The organism is Psychrobacter sp. A3, assembly GCF_028823565.1.
In the GTDB taxonomy this organism is placed as follows: Bacteria; Pseudomonadota; Gammaproteobacteria; order Pseudomonadales; family Moraxellaceae; genus Psychrobacter; species Psychrobacter celer.
Genome location: NZ_JAPEHS010000187.1, coordinates 1 through 586 on the forward strand (window position 1 = coordinate 1; position 586 = coordinate 586).

Below are 586 nucleotides of genomic sequence, written 5' to 3' on the forward strand. Positions count from 1 at the left end.
CGACAGCAGAAGCCGCAAGACTAGCCGCTGAGAATGCCAGAGCTGCAGCAGAAGATGCAGCTATAAAAGCGCAACAAGCAGCCGACAAAGCCATTGGTGATGCCAAAGCAGAGGCTAATCAGAAAGTAGCAGAAGCCAAGCAACAAGCAGCAAATGCTAAGGCCGAAGCTGAAGCGGCTAAAACACGAGCTGATGCAGCAGAAGCCGCCGAAGCTAAAGCCATAACTGAAGCTAACACCGCTAAAGCGCAAGCTGAAACAGCGATTGCTGCTGCTAACGCCAAAGCCGATCAAGCCAACCAACAAGCAAGTGCAGCACAAGCATTAGCGCAAGCTGAGAAACAAAAGGCTGAAACAGCTCAAGCGGAAGCGGATCAAGCCAAGAGTGAGCTGGTAACTGCACAACAAAAACTGGCTGAAGCAGAACAAGCACTAGCGGATGCTCTAGCTTCAGGTGGCGGCAATACCGAAGCGCTACAAGCAGAAGTAGATCGCCGCCAAGCGGCACTTGATGCAGCAAATGCGAAAGCGGCCGCCGCTCAGCAGGCACAAGCCGATGCTCAAGCCGCAGCAGAAGCGCAAATTGC

Annotated in this window: 1 pseudogene; it reads left to right on the forward strand. The window is 53.2% G+C overall.

The features are described 5' to 3' along the window. Nucleotides 1–586, forward strand: a pseudogene (locus NK638_RS12425) (protein TolA); the annotation flags it as partial.